General features: G+C 54.6%; 15 protein-coding genes. 9 read left to right on the top strand and 6 right to left on the bottom strand.

All coding sequences use genetic code 11. The features are described from left to right. Positions 1–20: 20 nt before the first annotated feature. Genes H8Z83_RS13180 through H8Z83_RS13170 form a run of 3 tightly spaced genes read right to left on the bottom strand, consistent with a single transcriptional unit; the run spans position 21 to position 3114 of the window. Entirely contained in the window at positions 21–1073 is a 1053-nt protein-coding gene (locus H8Z83_RS13180; RefSeq protein WP_187015475.1) for an S-methyl-5-thioribose-1-phosphate isomerase, read from the bottom strand. After that, the gene (gene mtnK / locus H8Z83_RS13175) at positions 1057–2301 is read right to left on the bottom strand and encodes an S-methyl-5-thioribose kinase (protein ID WP_187015474.1); all 1245 of its coding nucleotides are present in this window, start codon (positions 2299–2301) and stop codon (positions 1057–1059) included. Before mtnK ends, H8Z83_RS13180 begins: the two co-directional genes overlap by 17 nt. 27 nt (positions 2302–2328) lie before the next feature. Next, complete coding sequence (locus H8Z83_RS13170) at positions 2329–3114, bottom strand: hydroxypyruvate isomerase family protein (RefSeq protein ID WP_187015473.1); 786 nt, start codon at positions 3112–3114, stop codon at positions 2329–2331. Positions 3115–3341: 227 nt separating this feature from the next. Between H8Z83_RS13170 and H8Z83_RS13165 the strand changes: the two genes are divergently transcribed. After that, positions 3342–3911 carry a hypothetical protein gene (locus H8Z83_RS13165; protein WP_187015472.1) on the top strand — a complete coding sequence of 190 codons (570 nt, stop codon included), beginning with the start codon at positions 3342–3344 and terminating at the stop codon, positions 3909–3911. Between the two features lie 82 nt (positions 3912–3993). Here H8Z83_RS13165 and H8Z83_RS13160 read toward each other — a convergent pair whose 3' ends face one another. Both H8Z83_RS13160 and H8Z83_RS13155 read right to left on the bottom strand, forming a co-directional pair. Then, positions 3994–7188, bottom strand: coding sequence for an S-layer homology domain-containing protein (locus H8Z83_RS13160; protein ID WP_187015471.1), 3195 nt, complete (start codon positions 7186–7188; stop codon positions 3994–3996). A gap of 327 nt (positions 7189–7515) precedes the next feature. After that, positions 7516–8340, bottom strand: a complete 825-nt coding sequence (locus H8Z83_RS13155) for a DnaD domain protein (RefSeq protein ID WP_187015470.1) — start codon at positions 8338–8340, stop codon at positions 7516–7518. 549 nt (positions 8341–8889) lie between these two features. On the opposite strand from H8Z83_RS13155, the gene H8Z83_RS13150 reads away from it, so the two are divergent. The 5 genes from H8Z83_RS13150 (at position 8890) to H8Z83_RS13130 (ending at position 15059) form a co-directional block, all read left to right on the top strand. Next, positions 8890–9714 (top strand): ParA family protein, encoded by an 825-nt coding sequence (locus H8Z83_RS13150; protein WP_187015469.1) that lies wholly within the window; start codon positions 8890–8892, stop codon positions 9712–9714. Beyond that, positions 9714–10820, top strand: a complete 1107-nt coding sequence (locus H8Z83_RS13145) for a ParB/RepB/Spo0J family partition protein (RefSeq protein ID WP_187015468.1) — start codon at positions 9714–9716, stop codon at positions 10818–10820. The genes H8Z83_RS13150 and H8Z83_RS13145 overlap by 1 nt, the downstream gene beginning before the upstream one ends. Beyond that, positions 10820–11182: a hypothetical protein gene (locus H8Z83_RS13140; protein WP_187015467.1), complete on the top strand. Its 363-nt coding sequence runs from the start codon at positions 10820–10822 to the stop codon at positions 11180–11182. Before H8Z83_RS13145 ends, H8Z83_RS13140 begins: the two co-directional genes overlap by 1 nt. A 2652-nt stretch (positions 11183–13834) precedes the next feature. Further along, complete coding sequence (locus tag H8Z83_RS13135) at positions 13835–14806, top strand: replication initiation protein (protein WP_187015466.1); 972 nt, start codon at positions 13835–13837, stop codon at positions 14804–14806. Continuing rightward, entirely contained in the window at positions 14775–15059 is a 285-nt protein-coding gene (locus H8Z83_RS13130; protein WP_187015465.1) for a hypothetical protein, read from the top strand. The genes H8Z83_RS13135 and H8Z83_RS13130 overlap by 32 nt, the downstream gene beginning before the upstream one ends. 145 nt (positions 15060–15204) lie before the next feature. Here the strand turns inward: H8Z83_RS13130 and H8Z83_RS13125 are convergent, their stop codons facing one another. Then, positions 15205–16161, bottom strand: a complete 957-nt coding sequence (locus H8Z83_RS13125) for a pilus assembly FimT family protein (protein ID WP_187015464.1) — start codon at positions 16159–16161, stop codon at positions 15205–15207. A gap of 562 nt (positions 16162–16723) precedes the next feature. Between H8Z83_RS13125 and H8Z83_RS13120 the strand changes: the two genes are divergently transcribed. The 3 genes from H8Z83_RS13120 (at position 16724) to H8Z83_RS13110 (ending at position 20131) form a co-directional block, all read left to right on the top strand. Next, complete coding sequence (locus H8Z83_RS13120) at positions 16724–18412, top strand: GspE/PulE family protein (protein WP_187015463.1); 1689 nt, start codon at positions 16724–16726, stop codon at positions 18410–18412. 19 nt (positions 18413–18431) lie between these two features. Beyond that, positions 18432–19640, top strand: coding sequence for a type II secretion system F family protein (locus H8Z83_RS13115; RefSeq protein ID WP_187015462.1), 1209 nt, complete (start codon positions 18432–18434; stop codon positions 19638–19640). Positions 19641–19714: 74 nt separating this feature from the next. Further along, positions 19715–20131 carry a prepilin-type N-terminal cleavage/methylation domain-containing protein gene (locus H8Z83_RS13110; protein WP_187015461.1) on the top strand — a complete coding sequence of 139 codons (417 nt, stop codon included), beginning with the start codon at positions 19715–19717 and terminating at the stop codon, positions 20129–20131. Positions 20132–20246 lie beyond the last annotated feature (115 nt).

The following is a 20246-nucleotide window of genomic DNA, read 5'->3' as shown; positions in this document are numbered from 1 at the left end:
GCGCGTCTCTCCTTCCGGTCTCAATAGAACTTTTTTACATCAGAATCAAAATAGTGATCCAGCAGATAGGGCACATAGACACCTTTATCCGTGACCACGCCGGAAATGAGGTGAGGCGGCACCACGTCGAAGGAGGGATAGATGGCCTTGACCTCCGGCACGGTGTTGGGGATGCCCCGATAGCTGAGGACCTGCTGGGGGTCCCGCATCTCGATAACGATGTCATCCTTACTGTGCTTGTCCTGATCGGGGATGCCGGTGACGTAATACGGAATGCCAAAATACTTGGCCAGAATCGCCATCTGGAAGGTGCCGATCTTGTTGGCGATGTGACCGTCCCGGGCGATGGTGTCCGCCGCGGAGGTGAACAGGTCGATGCCCTCCCGCTCCATGGCGTAGGCCACCATGTTGTCGGTGATGACCGTGGTATCAAAGTCCATCTGGGCGAAGCAGCCGGAGGTGAGCCGCGCCCCTTGCAGATAGGGCCGGGTCTCGGCGCAGAACACCTTGAAGTCCTTGTTCTGGCGGCGGGCGGCCCGGATCACGGTGCCGATGATGGTCTCCCCGAAGCACTGGGTCAGAATCGTGCCCCCCTGCGGGATCAGCTCTGCCAGATGGTCGCCCACGATCTGCATGGTGGAATACCGGCGGTTCAGGGACTCCACCGTATTCTCCACGATGGCCTGAACGGGGTCCTTCCCTGCCGCCAGTGCCTCCTTGGCTACCTCGGCGCAGCGGTAGGTGATCTGGCCGTAGCGGTTGGCGGTGGTGGGGCGGGCGTGGGCCAGATCATAGGCCGCCTGCTGCAAGAAGGCGTCCTGCTCCGCAGCGCCCTTGTCCCGAACCTGCCACGCAGCCAAGGCCATGCCCATGCCAACGGCGGTGTAGGGGCCGGCGCTCTGGGTCACCATGTCCGCGATGGCCTGCACCACCTCCTGATAGGTAGCGCACTCCACGAACCGGACCTCCGTGGGGTAGATCCGCCGGTCTAAAATGCGGACCTTGCCGTTTTCGTACCACGCAACATTTTCATATTGCAGCAGAAACGGCATATTTTCATCCATTCTGACCATGTGTTCCCCTCCCCTCTGCCAAGATCTTACGGAATTCCTCCGTCACAGCCGCCCCGTTGAGGCCGCCGGCACGATTTTTGATGAGATAGATGCCCAAATCAATGAGGGCGCGCTCCATGGGGAGCCGCTGGGCCGGGTCCGTGACGGAGGTGACCTCCATCACCTTGGAATCGCCCACCACCCGGCGGATGATCTCCGTACCGGCGTAGCCGTAGGAGTCCGCCATCACGCCGTCCAGATAGGCCTTGCGGAAGGCGGGGGCGCGGTACAGCGGGAAGGTCACTAGCTTGTCATATGCCGCCGCCAGCTTTTCCGCCGTTTTGTCACAGGTCTCCCGGATGGTTTGCTCCAGAGCGGTCTGCGTTTCGGCGCTGCCGCCGGTATAGGCCTTGTTGGCCCACGCGAAAAACAGGTTGCCGATGACGTTGCCGATGTCGTAGCCCATGGGGCCGTAGAAGGCGAACTCCGGGTCGATGACCTTGATGCCCTGCTCGTTGGCAAAAATAGAGCCGGAATGGAGGTCGCCGTGGATCAGGGCCTGGGCGTTGTTCATAAAGCCGTTGCGCAGGGCGGCGACTTCCCCGTGGAGGGCCTCGTCCTCATAGAGATGCTCCCGCACGAAGTCCTCGTTGCCGGGGGTGACGATATTCTTGTTCCGGGGGTTCATGGGCTGGGCCAGATACGGCTCCGTGAGCACCAGGTCCTCCGTGATGTCGCACAGTTCCGGATTGGTGAAGAATTTGACCTGCTTCTTCTTTTCCTGCCGGTCCATCACCAGATCCGTGGTGGGCAGCAGGGACTGGGCCAGAAAATCGGAGAGATTTTCGCTGAGATGGCCGTAGACCCGGCCCGCCGCCAGCTCCTTGCGGAGATTTTTGTAGGTGGAAATGTCCTCCATGGAGAGGGCGGCCATGGTCTCATCGTAATGATAGACCTCCGGGATGAATTGGGGGGCCAGCCGGGCCTCCAGCATCAGGGTCTCCGCCTCGATCTTGTTGCGGTAGAGATCCAGCGGACGACCGGAGGACCGCAGCAGCTTGTCCGCCTGCTTCACGATGACGGAGCGGCCGTCCTTCCGGGAGCGCACCTGAAACACATAGTTGATGTTGCCGTCGCCGATCTCAACGCAATCGGTTTCCTCATCCGGCTGGAAAAAATGGAGCACGTCCACGGCGTACCGCTTCACATCCTCCGGCTTCATTAAGAAAAAGGCGCTGTAATCTGACATAAGGTCCTCTCCTTCTGCAATAGGCGGTCAGTCCGCCATGATGGCCCGGACGGCGGTTTGCGTGTCGGTTTTGGGGAACAGCTCGTAGCCAATGAGGCCCCGGTAGCCCGCCTGCTCCAAGGCGGCGAACACCGCCGGGTAATAAATTTCCCCGGTGCCCGGCTCGTGGCGGCCCGGCGCGTCCGCCACATGGATGTGGCCGAACTGGTCGGCGTAGGCGCGGATATGGTCGCACAGGCTGCCCTCGTTGAGCTGCATGTGGTACACATCGTACAGCACCTTCAAGTTTGGGGAACCGATGAGCCGGGTCAGCTCCGCGGCCGTGCGGGTATGACGGAGGAAATTGCCGGGATGGTCCGTGGTGACGTTCAGCGGCTCCAGATTGATCTGGACGCCGCAGTTTTCCGCCCATTCCGCCGCGATTTTCAGCGTGTCGAACATGGTGCAGAGCTTCACGGCGTCGCTGAGGTCGTCATAGGGACAAAGGACCCTTCCTCCCTCCCCCAGACCGTTTGAGTGGACCGTGACGGACCTTGCCCCTATTCTCCTAGCGGCGTCCAGAGAACGCCGCAGAAAGGCCTTGTAGGCCGTTTTCTGGGCAGGGTCGATGAGGGACAGCTCCGCGTCCCCGTTGAAACCGGAAATGCCGACGCCCGCGGCGTCCGCGGCGGCCTTTACGGCGGCGAGATCCTTGTCGGTCCAGCTCCAGAATTCTACAAAATCGAAGCCGTCGGCTTTGGCGGCGCGAAACCGCTCTAAAAAGGGCAGCTCCGTGTACAGTGTCTCAATGCAGGCGGATTTCTGAAAAATCATAGGCCCCTCCCGGTGTTGTTCTCAGGGTCATGATAACAGGTCTCCGGATGGCCGTCAAGGGGGCCGCCAGAGGCCTGTGCAACACTTTTTCAAGTCGATTTTTTAAAACCTTTGCCGAAGAAAAAGTACTCCTGACGAAAGTTCGCAATGCCAGTTTTTGATCGATGTTGTATGTATAACGTAATTTTGTTATGCAACAATAACATTCAATTCTGGGAGGTAATTTTATGGCAAGTCAACAGACACCCAACTACAAGCTCTCCCGCTGGGCGGGGACGGACCGCATCATGATGGAGGACTTCAATCGCGACAACGCCGCCATCGACGCGGCGCTGAAAGGCAATGCCGAGGCCGTGGCGGCGGAGACAGCCGCGCGGGAGGCGGCGGACACGGCGCTGGGCAAAAAAGCGGGTTTGCAGCTGATCCAGACGCTGACGCTGGCCACGGGCAGCGATTACGCCAGCGCGGAGATCAATATCGACTGGTCGCAGTGGGCGGAGGTCTATGTGGTTTTTCAACTGGAATACAAAGGTTCCATGAAAAGCTACAATCTGTATTTCTTGCCCAATGACGATTATCTGGTGCGAACGGCCTACAGCACACATGTAGGGGCCGTATTCCATCCGCTGTTCAACGAAAATCTCTATATTGAGGGCACGACCTTCTCCGGCTCCGCCATTACCGCCGGGACGCTTTATAAAGACATCACAGGGATCGGCCTATCCCTGACTGCTTCCAGCGGAAAAACGGCGGTTATCTCCAGCGGCACCACTGTGAAATTCTATGGGCGCAAATAAATACAAGACCCCCCGCGCCTTACGGCGCGGGGGGTCTTGTTATCTCAACTCAGATGAGTTTTGATTTTGGCTACTAATCTAATCAGGGAGTAGTAGTCTTGACGGTGAACTTCACGGTAGCGGAGCCGTTAGCCACGAAGGTAACATACTGCTCAGCAGCGCTGACCAGAGTGTAGCCATCGGGAGCGGTACCGTGAACGGTGACGTAATCTTCGCCCTTGTCCGCAGTCATCTTGGCGGGCTTTTCGCTCTTGACCACAGTGCCCGCATTGTCATCCAGAACATACTGGACAGAGATAGTCATGGTAGCGTCAGCAACCTTTTCGGTTTCAACCTCGAGCTTATACAGACCCTTGATCTTGGAGATGGTGTACTGGCCATTCTTGTCCAGCTCAACCTCTTCACCATCAATCTTAACGGTCTTGATGGTGTAGTCCTTGTCGGCAGTCACGGTGATGACAACATCCTCATCGTTCTTGTCATACTCGGCAGTCTTGCCAGCAGCATACTTGCTGCCGTCCACCTTCACGGTGGCGTTGCCGGTGGAGACAACCTTCACGCCGTAGACATCATCCTCGCTCTCAACTTCCTGAATGATCAGGGTCTTGACCAGGTAATCCTGAACGATAGCATAAACGTTATCGTTGTCATCCTTGGCGATGGACTTGTAGCTGGACTCGGTGATGTTGCCGTCCTTGTCCACATAGTAGACTTTCATGGCATCATCACAGGAGATAGTCTCGTTCGTGTAGGTAGAAGCAGAGGTACCGTCCTCCAGCTTGCCGCCGGTGGTGTTCAGGATGACTGTGTACTCCTTGGAGACCTTGTCGATACCAACACCAGCCAGATACTCCTTGGCATCGCCGGGCTGGGTCTTGGGATTGGCCTTCAGGCCAGCGCCGTAAGCGTTGTACTCCTTAACGCCAGACACAACACCGTACTTATCAGTGGTAAAGGACTTGAACAGGCCGTTAGCTCCGCTGGCGGTCAGGCCAGTGGCGTTCTCGTCAACCTTCACGGTCTTGATTTCACCATTGACAATGGCATTGTACTCGAAGTAGTTGCTGTCCTTATCGTGCTCCAAATCAGAGCCGGACTCCTTGGCGAAGAAGATCATCTTGTTGTTGTCATCCTCGATAGTAACCTTGGACTGAGGCAGGACAAACATGACAGTGACCATCTTGCCGTTTTTGCAGTAGAAGAATACGTCGGTCTTGTAACCGTCGGTCTTACCAGCTGCAATGGTGGGAGCGTTCTTGATGCCGGTGTAAGCGGTAAAGTCCTCGTTGCTGCCGGCATCGGCAACCACGAACTGTGTAGCGCTGTTGGCAGTGACATAGGTGGTATCCTTAACATCGTTGACGGTGCACTTGTCAACAGAGATGCTGGCCTTGTCGTTCTTCAGGTTCAGAGCGGTAGAAGCAACCTTGTAGGAGGACTTAGCGGTATCAACAGCCTTCAGAGTGTAGACGCCATCGTTGTCAACCTTATAGGTAACAATGACGGGCTCCTTCTGACCATCAGCAACACCAGCAGTGGTGCTCCAAGCAGTGTTATCGGCCTCGGTGAACTTGCCATCCTTATTGACGTCATATTTCAGGTTATCGGCCTTGGAATAATCTTTTTCGGTGGTGACAACCTTGCTGGTGCCGTCGGTAAAGACCAGCTCAGCCTTCTTGCCGACAAAGGTGCCCTTGTCAGCCACGTTGATCAGCAGAGCGTAATTGCCGATCTCCTCAATCTCCTCAACGTAGATGACATAGCCATACTGGTCGAGGTAAGCGGTGTAGTCGTTCTTCACGGACACTTCGCCAAGAGGCTCACCGGTAGTGGCGGCGGACATCTTGTAAGCGGTATCAGCAATGGTAATGCCCTTGTTCTCGTCCTCATCCTTGGTGCTGTTGGTGGTCTTGGAAACATAGCCCTCAACCTTCTCGGCAGCGGCCACAGACTTCACCTCATCAGCAGTCTGAGAATAGGTGTACAGGACATAATCGTCATCCTCGAACTTGTCATCGGTCTCAAACTCCAGAGACTTGCTGACAGTCTTGCCGGTCAGGTCAGAGGGAACAGCCATCACGTTCTGCGTAGAGGACAGAGTGTCGATCACAACATAGGCATCCTTCTTGGAGGTAGCAGCCACAGACTTGTTGATCTGGCCAACATAGGTCACGACCTGGGTGATGATAACAGAATCATCGTCCTTGTCATAGAAGACCTCGGTCAGAACGCCGTTCTTGGCAGTGCTGTACTTCTTGCCGTTCTTCTCCAGATAATCCTTACCGATCTTGGCGTCATTGCTCTTCTTCAGAACCACAGCGGCATCCTCGGCCTCTTCGCCGTTGATGTAGACGGTGACGTCCTTCTTATCAATGGTGGAGCCCAAAGCCAGATCCTTGTAGATATCGCTGGCCTTGACAGCCTTGGTGTAGGTCAGGTCGGGCGTGTCGGTGTACTTGCCGACTTCCTCAGCCTTGATCTTCCACTGAGTGGCGGGACGAGAGAAGTCGTCAGTAGCGCCGAACTTCTTCAGATCCTCAAAGTACTTCTCAGCGAACTGCATCTTGCCGTCCTTGTCGATGTTGCCATCGGTCTTGCCGGTGTTGGCCATGTCCTTAGCGTCGGACTGCTCCTTGATGGTGATGTTGCCGACGGTGACGGTGGAGTTCTTGTCATACTCGACCATGGTAGCCTTCAGGGTGTTGAAGGCATACAGGCAAGCCTCTTCACGAGTGACAGCCTTGACACCGTTGAAGTCGCCCACCAGATCATCAGCCAGGCCGATGTTCAGAGCGCGCTTGGCAACCTGGATGGACCAGTTAGCGCCGGTGTAGCCTTCCTGCTCAGCCTTGTAGCCCAGAGCGCCCAGCAGCATCTTCATGAAGGCATAGCCGGTCAGGGAGTTGGCAGGCTTGAAGCTGCCGTCAGCATAACCGGAGATGATGCCGGTCTTCTGGCAGTAGGCAATGTAGCCAGCGAAGGTGTGGTTGGTAGGAACGTCCTTGTAAGGAGCAGCATCAGCCACCAGGGCGGATGCAGTGGTGGGGCCAAGGATCAGGTTGCAGATGATCTTGGCAGCAGCGCCACGGGTCAGAGTGGTGCTGGGACGGAAGTCACCTTCGGCATAGCCGTCGATGACCTTCACGGCGGACATCACGTCGACAGCTTCAGCGTACTGAATCTTGGTGCTGTCGGTGAAGTCCTTGGCACCAGCGCTGACAGTGACCAGAGACATGGTCATCACCAGAGCCAGTACCAGAGAAAGGAACTTCTTCATGGGGTTTCCTCCTTTTAGATTCTCCCGTTCGGGAGTTTGTTTTACAAAACAAAGTTTTCTTAACCGCCCCGATTTACATATCGTGGCTAGCCTACCCAATATCTGAACCGGGGGTAAGTTTCGATCACATTGTTTTGTAATGCTAAGATAACATTCGACTTTTTGAAATGCAAGTGGTTACACCGATTTGTTACACGGTTGTAACATTAAGGAGGTCTGTGTAACTGAGGCCGGGGCATTCTTTTTTATATAGTGGTTTGCGGGGGAGGACAAAAAACGGACAGAACTTACCAAGTTCTGTCCGAATATAACGGTTTTCGCGGGGGATCAGGGGATGTAGCGCCACGGGTCCTCCGGTTCCGGCGCGGTTTCCGGCTTTTGGGGCGGCGCGTCCTTTTCCAGAACGTCCGCCATGGTGAACAGGCCGTTTTTCCGCCAGCTTTCCAGAATTCCGTGACAATATTTCCAGTTCAGGCGGCCGCAGTTCAGCACGGTGCGGTCGAAGGCCAGCTCGATGAGCGCCGGGGAGAAGCCCCAGTCCAGCCACGCGGCGATGTAGGCGTCATCCGACGAAATTCGCGCGTCCGGGTCCAGCCGCAGCCGACGGCGGACCTCCGCCACCGTCTGTTCCCGCCGGACCATCCGCCGGATCGCGGCCACGGCGTCCGCCCGGGAGCGCACGCCCAGACGGACCCATTCCAGGCCCAGTTTTTCGATGTGACGAGCCGTGGGGCGCTCCTCGCCCCGGAGGATGGCTTCGTCGCAGCACTGTGCCGTCAGCAGCTCCAGTGCCTCCGGAGACAGGCCATGAAAGTCGAACAGCTCCGTCAGGGCGCTGAGATCCACCGTGGGCAGGCGGCGGCCTGCGGCGTGTTCCACGGCGTGTACCACCCGGGCAAAGGCCGGAAAGTCCGCCAAAATGGCCTGAATTTCCGGGAAATCGTAGGTTTTCCGCTGTTTCAGCGGCTTTGGCAGGACGGCGGCTGCTGGGTCTATGATCCCAGCGGCCACCAGCTCCTCCATGGCCCGGGCGATGCGGCGGTGCTCCCAGCCCAGTTCTTTTCCGCAGAAGAACGGGGAGACCTCGCCGCCGTGGCGCAGGATAGCCTGATGCAGCGCTGCTGCGTCGGCGGTCAGCTGTTCGGTAAGCATGGCGCTCCCCTCCTTCCCTGCTGGTTTTCTGTATAGTATACAACAAAGTGGCTACGGTTTCCATGATTTGTTTCCGAGGGGAAACAGGCGTGTGCGGGGCAGCGGGATCGACCTTACCTTCACTCGTTAATTTTTTAACGCATTGTTCTGAGACCTCCCCTCCCTTTTGAGTCCTCAGCTGTCAGTCTCCGACAAAAAATACCGGGCGGCAGGTGGTATGATGAGGCTGTCCCCCACTCCGCTGCGGGATCAGGCGGATTTACAGGGACCGTCTCATTTGGGCTTTCTGCTCTTGACTATTATTTATAGGGTCCGTCTCATTTAGGTTCTACACTCCTTGCCGCTATTTATAGGGTCCGTGTCAAGTGGGTTTGTTCTGCTGTCGGTTCATTTACAGGGTCCGTGTCATTTGAGTTTCTTTTGGGAAAAGTCCGAGAAATGTGCAGTATTATATTGACAGTTCTATGAAAGGCAAGCTATAATGAGAACGCAAAAAATACAGCAAAACCGGGGGTAAATCTCCCGAAATACGCAAAACGGAGGGGTTTTATGTCTCTGATCCTGACAACTGCCATCGAAAAGGGCGGTACCGGCAAAACAACCACAGTAGTCAATCTGGCGGCTCTGATGGCCGCCGAGGGAAAACGTGTCCTGGTGGTGGATATGGACCAGCAGGCCAACACCACCTACATGCTGACCCAGCACAAGAAGGCCGAGAACTTCTACAAGGGTCACGGTCTGGTGAATATGTTCATGAACTTCGATCTGGGCGGGATGGATCTGGCTCCCTACATCCACCCTACCAACGTGGAGGGCGTTCATATCATTCCCAGCACCGCTCAGACTCCCAGAGCCGTTCATCAGTTGGATCTGCTGGCGGACGAGTACAAGATGAAGAACTACACCTTCCTGATCCACTGTCTGGCCAATATCAACGATGATTATGATTATATCGTCATTGACACCCCTCCCGCCCGGGACAACCTCACCATCAGCGCCCTGTTCTGCGCCGACGAGGTTCTGATCCCTGTCCGGTGTGATAACTTCTCTTTGGAGGGTTTTGAGACCACTTTGGCCATGATTTTGGATCTGGAGACCCGGGAAGATGTCAAAATCGACATTTTAGGCGTGGTTCTGACCCAGGTGGAGCGGACGGCTGCCGTCAATCTGGTGCGGCAAATGTTCGAGGAAAACCCGGAATACGCCTCTGTTCTCTTCAAAACCGGCATCCGCAAGGGCAGCGCCGTGCCAGAAAGCACCATTGCCGCCGTACCGGTGGTGCGCTACGCCAAAAAATCCAATCCCTCCGTTGACTACATGCAGCTCTGGAATGAGATCAAACAGCGTCTAGCAAAAAAGGAGGCTGACGAATAATGGGTAAGCTTGATAAGCTGAAAAGCCAAATTCCCCAAGGTTCCCAGGAATTATCTACCAAAAACCATCTGGCAAAAACGGAGATCGCCATGTCCTTCCAGAACGAAGGCACGGAATTGACCCGGATCCTCCTGCGAAACATTGAATTTAACCCCCATAACCTCTGGTCCTGCAACGATGATGACGAGAGTATCCAGCAGCTTGCGGATGCCATCGAACGCAACGGCCTGCTGCACAACATCGTGGTCAGTCAGCGGGAGGACGGCACATTTATGCTGCTTTCCGGTGAACGCCGAGTAAAAGCCCTGCGTTTGCTGCAAAAGCGGGAGCAGGAAAGCGATCCCACCGGCCAGAAGGCCCATAAATGGGATCGGGTGCAGGCCCAGACCTACACCGGTCTGGATGAACTGTCCGAACTCATCATTTTGGATGAGGCAAATATCATGGTTCGGGGCCTTTCCGGTGACGCAAAGACCATTCAAGCCTGCATTTCCCGGTATTTGGACAATTTGCAGGCGAAATTTCAGGTAGATCGCCGGGCTGCCGAGGCATATTTCAAGTCCCGTACCCAGATGACGGACTCCACGGTCCAGCGTTACACCCAGTTTGACAAGTCCTTGATCGACGATGTGAAGGAATTCTTCCAAAATGGCACCATTTCTCACGCACAGGCCCTGTCGCTCTGCCCGCTGGAACCCAGCGAGCAGATTCTCTATGTAAATGCCATCAATAAGGCCATTCAGATGTCCAATGGGGACAAGGCTCTGGAGCATACCTATGTCACCCGGATCACGGACCGTGCCGCTCAGGCCGCCCGCATGACCAACGGCCGGGAAGCGGAGCTGGCCCGGCTGGAAGAAGCCATTATTCCGCCGGTTCACGCCAAGCCCGCCGGAGATGTGGCGGTCCGCACCCAAAAGGCCACGCTGATCCGAAAGTATGAGAAGGTCACGTTTGACCTCTCTAAAATCACCTCCAGCAAGCGGCGGCTGAATTCTCTGCGGAAAATGGACGCTGCCGATGGGGACGGTTCCATTGTCGAAAGTCTGGATAAGCTGGCCAAGGAGGCCGCGGAGCTGGCCGATCTCCTGCGGAACGGACAGTAATGGCCCGTCCAAAAGGCCCGGAGCAGCGTGTCCCCGTGAAAATGCGGGTAAATATCGGTCTGATGGACCGATTGCGGCAGTTGGCTGCGGAAAACCGGTATTCCGTCCCGAAAATGCTGACGGTGATCATGGAAGAAACGCTGGAAGACCTGCCAGCGGACTATGAACTTCATGAAATGGCTGAGATCTACACGCTGACCAAAAATCACGCCGTCAATCTCAGCTCCAATCGAATGAATGTGTATCTGCTGCCGGGGACTCAGGAGGCCATGCTGGAGCTGGCCCATCGGTTGAATGCGAGTATTGGTGCCGTCCGCACCAGCTTTCTGCTGGATTATCTGGATCTGCGGGGGCTGTTGTGAAGTGAATCATGGATCTGAACTACCCGGGGAGCACCTGAACAGGGCGCTCTCCGGGGTTCTTTTGGTTCCAATTCCGCTTTATCCTTTCATCCTCCCTCTAATCTTCACGGAAGCACGAGGGGAGGATCCCAGCAAATGCGAGATTGAGCAGCCTGCATTTTATTCCAGTTCCTTTTTGATTTTGTCCCAGTTCGACTTTGTTTTTAAAAAGGTTCTAAAGTCTTGTAATTTCAAGGGCTCAGGAGAGCACAGGAACACAAAAGGGAATTGGGAATTGATTTTTGGGAGATCTTGCATATATTTTGAGCGCCGAACCATCGGAAATAAAAAATTGGCTTGGCCTTGATATTTCCTTTTTCGACATGATATTTGCTTTTTGTCGATCAGCAGCTTTTGTGGAAGCGCAAGCCAGTCATTCGACTGTCATTCCTTGCGGGAAGGGGAGAGGCCGCGGGCAATGGCCTGTATTTACAGGGACCGTCTCATTTGGGTATACTGTTTTAGGCAACGCCGACTCCGATGTACGCAAGGAAATTCTTCTTGTAAGACCTCTTATGAGTATATGGCATTGGCCTAATTTTTTAACGTAATCGTTTACTTGTGGCGATCTATCATTTCCTCCCGGTTCATTTTTGATCTTATGTCTGTTTGCTTTTGTGTTTCCAAAGGCTCCAAAGCCTTGAGTGTCAAGGACTAGAGCATGGGAACACAAAGACGAACTTGGCATAATTTTCTGCCGGTCCAGGGGTCCGTTTGCTTCTGCGCCAAGTTTTATGTAAACTTATTCCCGCATAGCGGAATTCAAATCGCTCCCGAATGCTCCGCAGCCAAAGAACAGGTCCTATCATCAGCTTAACCGATCTGTCACCGTTCTAAACCGGGTTTTGCAGATTTTCTGCGGACCCATGACTCAAATGTCGCCAAAAAGAGGGTAAAACAACCGAGAGACTCTAAAAGAGCAAGGCAGTATCGTTATCTTGGCTCTGTGTTCTTTTGCCTGTGAGCCCATTTTTCGGTCAGCGCTCCCATGCATTTTCCTGTTCCAGCACGTTTGTGTCGGCAGAATAGCTGGTTCTGAAGATTTTAGGCTCGGAATCCGAGTAGACGAACGTATAGAAAGCGTAATTGAAGCGCTGCTCTTCCAGCTTCTTGCTCCGGAGAGTCTGTTTCTCCGCTGTGATCGAAGGAAATGGAGTTGTTTTCCTGACTGGAAGTCGGAGGAGCGTATTTCCCTGTAAATATCAGAAAGCTTCTTCTTCGAAAAGCAGGATCGACTGAGTCCCCGTAGGGGACCTCAGTCGGTTTTTCCTACTTTTATAGAACTTTTTCTATTTTATCATTTTTATTTAATAAGTATCGCCCCTCCCGGTACGAGGTTTGTATCTCGTTTCTGCGAGGTTTGTATCGTATATAGACGAGGGTTTTATCTCTGAAGTACGAGGGATGTATCTTTTGATACGAGGTTTTGATCTCTCTTTTCATACCGAAATCAGCTGATTTACGAGGCCAATGTCTCAATTTTGCCCTCAAAAAATGACGAAAAAACCGGGAACAAAATTTAGGAGATCCACAGGCGATTTCTCGAAAAGCTTCTAATTTAAGAACATTTTAACCACGAAAAAATGGGCGGTGCCCGCGTATATACGAGGTTTTGATTCTTTTAAGCCGCCTATGAGCCGATTCTGCTTATGGAAGGCTGCATTATTCACGAGGTTTTGATCTCTCCACTTGCCGTTTCTGGCATGATTTAAGAGGTTTTGATCTCGCATTTTCACCCAGGGAGACTTGATTTAAGAGGTTTTGATCTCAGGAAAGACAATATATATACTATATATAATGTATATACGAGGTTTTGATCTCGCCTCCGACACTCAGACGGGCTGCTATATACGAGGTTTTGATCTTCAGCACACAAGTTCCGGAGGCTTTATGCACGAGGTTTTGATCTCTCTGCTGGCGTGGCGCAGGGAGCTGATTCACGAGGTTTGTATCTCTCTCCGACGTGCGGAATCCCCAAAACGAGATCAAAACCTCGTAAATGGGGTGACGCTGGGAGAGGCCGGAGGTGGACACCAAATGTGATTCACTTTCATAAAAAAGCAACAAGATATTGAGAGTCAGATTGGGCGGTTTCTACGAAAAACGTTGATTTTTGCCGGAAAAGAGGCGGGAAAAACAGGGCTGCTCCGCATAAGAGGGGTTGAAATTCACAAAAAGCAGTGAAAAGTAATAATGCTTTACAGAGCTTACCGATAAACAGCAATTTCGAACGATCATACCGAAAATGGTACAATAGACGAGATCAAAACCTCGTAAATAGGCTGCCGGAGTGACATTGCCCTCGTAAATGCCCTTCGGCGGGAGAGGGGAGAGATCAAAACCTCGTAAATCCCCAAAACGAGATCAAAACCTCGTGAATAATGCAGCATTCCATAAGCAGAATCGGCTCATAGGCGGCTTAGAAGAATCAAAACCTCGTGAATAGCAGAAGGGCTGCCGCAGCAGGGCAGGGCGGCTGCCCGGGCAGACAGCAGGCCAGTCAAAGGGGCAGGAAGGAAAAACCACAAACTTCGAAAAATTGGGTTGACTCTTTTTCGTAAATGGAATATGATAATAAATGAATTTGCAAAAAGCCGCACAGAGGAGAAGAACATGGAAGAAAAACAGATCCAGATCCCGGATGTAAATGCAGACGCTGAGGAGCGTGACAATTATACGCTGATCCAGGAGACACCGGAGGACAATCTGTCCGGGGAAAGCGGCATCGCCATCCGTTACAGCAAGGACTTCAATATCGTGCAGGCCAACGAGCTGCTGCGGAGCAAGCAGTCCGATCTGACGCTGATGGAATCCAAGCTGATCCGCCTGGCGGTCTCCCAGATCATGAAGGGGGACAAGGACCTGCGGACCTACAAGGTCAATGTCTCGCAGCTGGCGGAATTTCTGGAGGTGCCTAAGACCAATGTCTACCGCTCCATGCAGGACATCAACATCAGCCTCATGCAGCGGGTCATCTTCATTCGGGACAAGGAAGTGCCTGATAAGAAAGGCAAGCCCAACTACAAGATTCTCCACTGGCTCAGCAGCGTGGAGTATAAGGACGGCACTTTGACCTACCGCCTCAGCGACGAGCTGAAGCCGTACCTCATCGGCCTGAGCGAAATGTTCACCCTCTATTCCTACGACAGCATCATCAAACTGCCCACCAACTATTCCATCCGCCTCTTTGAGCTGCTGACCAGCTGGGTGAATATCATCATCAAGGGGGAGAACACCCCGGCCTTCCCAGATATTTCCACCGACCCGGACGAGATCGTGCTGGCCATCGACTACCTGCGGGATTTCTTCGACTGCAACGATAAGTACAAGAGCGCCGGTGACTTTGTGCGCAACGTCATTGAGGTCAATCTGGGCTTTATCAACCAGTATACGAACCTGAAGGTCTCCTTCCGCAAGCATAAGAAGGGCCGCTCCATCTCCCATGTGATCTTCAAGTACGAGAACACCTGGAACAACGACCCCAAGGCGGAGGAGCACAACAATCAGATGCTGGATACCATCCGCAGCATCAAAAACGGCGAGCCTGCCCAGTTTGAAACGGACAAAGAGGTCATCACCTTTTAAAATCAGCGCAAAAGCCTACATAGACAAAGCCCAGGAACGTTACGTTTCTGGGCTTTTTTTGGCGGGAACTTTCGGAAAACAGGGGATAGCGGCGGAAAATGCCGGTCAGACCCGGGCGGCAGCGGCCGAAGGAGAGACCGGAGAGGAGTTTTGGCGATTTAACCAACAGGAAACGCCCATTTCCTACATTTTGAAAAAAATTTTCCTTGAAACGAAAAAACTCTTGTACCGTACATCGATGTACGGTATATAATAAAAGCAGGGAAAATCGGGAAAAGGCAAGCGAACGGTTGAACGGCAGGGAAACCTGACGATTCCATAAAAGCACCTGCTTCCATGCGCAAGTGCTTTTATATCTTGATTTGACTGGGACGCAAGGTCTGAAGCCGTGGTCCCGCTTACGGCGCAGAAGTCTGTGTGGCACGGACGCCTTCATATTTTGGATCAGCCAGAGCCTTTACATAGGCATCGTAGGCTTCAGTCAAAGAAGAGTATTGCGCTTCAGCTTTCAAAAACTTTTTATAGTCTTTTTTCTCTGTGATCTGTTCGGATACTGCAATGTATGTTTTTTTCTGAGTTCCATTTCCCTTTGTTCGCTCCCCGGTCGTAGTTTCGGAAACATAGTATTTCCCGTCACCGGTCTGGATGAGCACGGGGATCTTCACTCCGGCGCCGACCTTGTTCGTGTCAAGAGAGGTCCAGAAAAGGTAGCGGTCCGCCGTATATCCATCACGCCCGTCCCCTAAAAAAGCCCAGGTGCAGTTCTCCTGCTGCAGAAGGCTGTTGGTCATGTTTCCTTTGAGTGCTTCTTTGATCTGCGGGATGTAGCTTGAGTCCGGACAGCGGGAGTCAAACTCAAAATTATACTGTTTTACCTCACCGTTCTTCCAAAAGTCGGTTTTATACAGCACATTATCAAAAAACTGCGTGTGCGTGGTATCGAACGGATGGCTGGGCTCGCCCGGCGCTGCCGTTCCGCTCCATGTGAGCACCACACCGTGGATCTCATCATAGGAGACCACGCAGTTTCCCTCCGGCGCCGCATCGCCCTTCCAGTTATCTGTTTCACCTTCATTTTTGGAATGGACGATGCCGCCGATGTTCACGGGGTCCACCGACTGCCACCCGGCCTGCTTCTGCTTCAGATTGACCGTGACGGTGACATCGGTCTTTCCAAGCAGGGCCTCTGTGGAGACCTGCGCATAGGCGGCGCGCACGTTGGCCAGATCCACCGCCTCCCGGCTCCTTTCCAACTGCGAGGAAAGCACCGGGACCGCGACGGAGATCAGCACGGCAACGATCGCGATGACGATCAGCATCTCCATCAATGTAAAACCTTTGCGATTTAGCTTCATATCGTTCTCAGTTCCTGTCCCACCGAGGGACGCCCGCCAGAATCCGGCCGCGGTTATTCCGGCGGATTTTGGCTGTTTAAAGTCGAAATAATTATGCGGGGCAATTATAATATAAAAATTCCGAAAAATAAAGTAGTTTCACCGAAAAAAATCATTTTTTCAGCAGAATGAAACAAGACAAGACAGGAACGAAACTATCGATAAAGTAGTGAATTCTCCGCAACGGTAAGGAAGGGGGTGCGCGGGAAACCCAAGAAGGGTGTCCTGCGCCATTGAAATCCTCAGTTTTCAGAACTTTTATAAAGTTCTGAAAACTTGCTCAGCGGGGCGAAAAGACTTTTTCGACACGCTGAGACTAAGCATCAGCTTAGCCTGTAATTTACCCTAAAAAATGGGATTTTCCTTGATTTTTCAAGGGTTTCCGTATAATATGTACTGTACATAAATAGCGTCGATTTTTGAGAAAACCTGCCGCTTTCGGGAGAAAGACCGGCGGCCCCGCCGACAAGGCGCCGGCTGCCGCGAAAAAAAACGGGGCGGCGCGTATTTTGGAGTGATAGATATGGCATATATGCGGCTGGGCGATCTGCTGATCGCCTCCGGCGTCATCACGCAGGAACAACTGGATAAAGCCCTGGCCGTCCAAAAGGAGACCCACCAGCGTCTGGGCGACGTGCTGATGCAGAACGGCTTCATTACAGAGCGGAACCTCATCGACGCGCTGCAGATCCAGCTGGGCGTCGAGTTCGTGGATCTGACGGCGGTCTCCATCCCGGTGGAGCTGGCCCGGTATGTGCCTCGCAATATCGCACGGAAATTCTGCGTGGTGCCGGTGAAGCTGGTGCAGGACACCCTGTATCTGGCCATGAGCGACCCTCTGGACTTCGTGGCCCAGGAGCAGGTCAAGGCGGCGTCCCGGAAAAAGGTGATCCCCATGATCGCCACCCGTCAGGCCACCGAGCAGGCCATCGCCCGCCTGTACGGCAACGAGGGCACCGCCCGCGTCATCGAGGAGATGAAGCGGGAGGCCGGTACCGCCGCGCCGGACATCGTCCCGGCGCAGATGACCGGGGAGACCGCGGATTCCGCCCCTACCATCCGCTTTGTCAACAGCCTCATCGAGCGGGCGTTCCACGAGCGGGCCAGCGATATCCATCTGGAGCCGCAGGAGAGCGAAATGGTGGTGCGGATGCGGATCGACGGTCTGCTGCAGCGCCTGTTCACCGTCCCCACGGAGCTGCAAAGCACCGTGATCTCCCGCCTGAAGATCATGGGCGGCATGAACATCGCCGAGCACAAGATCCCGCAGGACGGTCAGGCGGTGGTGCAGCTCAAGGGCCACGAGGTCGATCTGCGTATCTCGTCTCTGCCCACGGTTTACGGCGAGAAGATCGTGCTCCGTCTGCTGGATAAGTCCAACCGGAACCTGGACAAGGAGAGCCTTGGCATCGAGGGCCGGGATCTGGAGCTGTACAACGCCCTTCTGAAAAACACCGGCGGCGTGATTTTGCTGGTTGGCCCCACCGGCTCCGGTAAATCCACCACCCTGTACGCCATGATCCGGGATCTGGCCCGGGACGAGGTCAATATCGTCACGCTGGAGGACCCCGTGGAATACCACATCCCCGGCGTCAGCCAGTGCCAGATCAACGAAAAGACCGGCATGACCTTTGCCAACGGCCTCCGGGCCATCCTCCGTCAGGACCCGGACATCATCTCCGTGGGCGAGATCCGGGACGGCGAGACCGCCGGCATCGCCATGCGCTCTGCTATCACGGGCCATCTGGTCATGTCCACCTTACATACCAACGACGCCGTCTCCGCCGTCTACCGTCTGCGGGACATCGGCGTGGAGCCGTGGCTCATCGCCAGCGCCCTCCGGGGCGTCATTTCCCAGCGTCTGGTGCGCAAGATCTGCCCCCACTGCAAAACCGCCTATCAGCCCAGCGAGGAAGAGTTGGCCCTGCTGGGTATGCCGGAGGACAGCCAGACCACCTTTTATAAAGGTGTCGGCTGCCCGGAGTGCCGCCACACCGGCTACGTCGGCCGCCGGGCGGCCTTTGAGATCCTCATGGTCAACAGGGAGGTGCGCCGTCTGGTGAACGATGACGCGGCCTACGATGAGCTGTTGGCCGCCGCGAAGAAAAACGGCTACCGCACCATGCGGGACAGCTGCCGGGATCTGGTCCTCCGGGGCATTACCACGGCGGAGGAAGCCGCCCGGACCATCAACTCCACATTGGACGAATGAACAAAGCAGGTGAAACAGCGTGACGACCTATCGTTATAAGGGACAGACGCCGGAGGGCTCCAAGGTTTCCGGTGTGATCCGCGCCTATGATGAATATGATGCAGTCTCCAAGCTGAGGGATACCTGCGCGTTTGTGATCAAGCTGGAGGAGGTGCGGGAGAAAAAGGACAGTGTTCTTACCCGCCCCATCCGGACCCGGATCAAGGAAAAGGATCTGGCTCTGATCTGCTCCCAGTTTTCCATCATTCTGGGTACGGGGCTTCCGGTGATGCGCTGCGTGGAAATGGTCGCGGGCCAGAACCGGAACAAGCACCTGGCGCGGATGCTTCACAAGGTCGCCGAGGACATCGGCGCGGGCTATTCCATGGCCCAGAGCTTTGAGACCAACATCCCCGGCCTGCCCAAGACCTTTGTAGAGACCGTCCGGGCCGGCGAGCAGTCCGGCGCGCTGGAAGCGTGCTTCAAGCGTCTCTACAAGTATTACGACAAATCCGCCAAGACCCGGGCCAAGATCGTCAGCACCATGACCTACCCCGTCATGGTCATCGTCACGGCCATCATCGTGTTCGCCATCATCATGGTGGTGGCGGTCCCCGCCTTTACCTCCGCCTTTGCGGACCTGGGTACGGACCTGCCCGCGGTGACCCGGTGGCTGATGAGCACCAGCGCCTTTCTGACGAAATGGTGGTGGCTGATCCTGTTTATTCTGGCTTTGCTGACCATCGGCTACCTGTCCTTCAAGCGGACGGAGCGGGGCAAGCTGGCCATCGCCAACTACGCGCTGCGGCGGGCGCCCCTGCGGCGGCTCCACACCCTGCACCTGTCGGGGCAGTTCGCCTCCACCATGTCCACTATGCTGGCCGCCGGTCTTCCGGTGCAGACGGTGCTGGGCATCGTCAGCCAGATCTCGGACAATTATGTGTTCTCTCTGGGCGTCCGGAAGGTGAAGGAGGGCGTGGAGCGGGGCCGCGGCATTGCCGACAGCATGGAGGGCGTGGAGTGCTTCCCCAAAATGCTGACGGAAATGGTCGCCGTAGGCGAGCGCTCCGGTTCTCTGGAGGAAACGCTGGACGTGATCGGAGACTACTTCGACCACGAGGCCGCCACCATGACGGAGCGGCTGCTGGCGGTCCTGGAGCCGGTCATCATCATCGTGCTGGCGGTCATCACCGTCATTTTGCTGCTGGCAGTGTACCTGCCCATGTTCTCCATGTACGGCAGTATCTGAATTTGGTATCTCCCCGGGCGTCCACCCCGCTCCGGGCGATATAAATAGAACTTTAAAAAAGGAGGAACTTCACTATGCTCAAGAAGTTCACCAATAAAAAGGGCTTCACCCTGATGGAAATGCTGATCGTTGTTGCCATCATTGCCATTCTGGTTGCCATTGCGATCCCCACCTTCTCTGGCACCCTCAAGAAGGCCAACGCCGCAACGGACCTTGCCAACATTCGCTCCGGTTATGCCAGTGCCCAGATTACTGCTATGACCGAGAATCATAGTGCTGATACTACTTACTATCTCCAAAAAGACGGTACGGTAAAGTCCGATGCAACAGGTCGTGATGACTATGTCTGCAAAGCAGATAGTACAGATGCTGGTATGATTGACAAGATTGGCGGGAGACTTACTGCCGAATGGGCAAAGGGTGACAAGATTACTTATAAAATCGTAAAGGGCACGAATACGGTTGAATCGATTGATTCTCCTGAAAAGTAATTTAAGCAAGTTCATCTCTTTCGAGCCCTCGCCGGAGCGGTCGCTCCGGCGGGGGAACGCCCCCTTCCTTCTTGGATGAGCCGTTTCTGCAGAGGGCTCATCCTTCACCGGATAA

The sequence above is a fragment of the Dysosmobacter segnis genome (assembly GCF_014297285.1).
Taxonomy (GTDB): domain Bacteria; phylum Bacillota; class Clostridia; order Oscillospirales; family Oscillospiraceae; genus Oscillibacter; species Oscillibacter segnis.
This window is presented reverse-complemented; position numbering and strand designations above follow the sequence as displayed.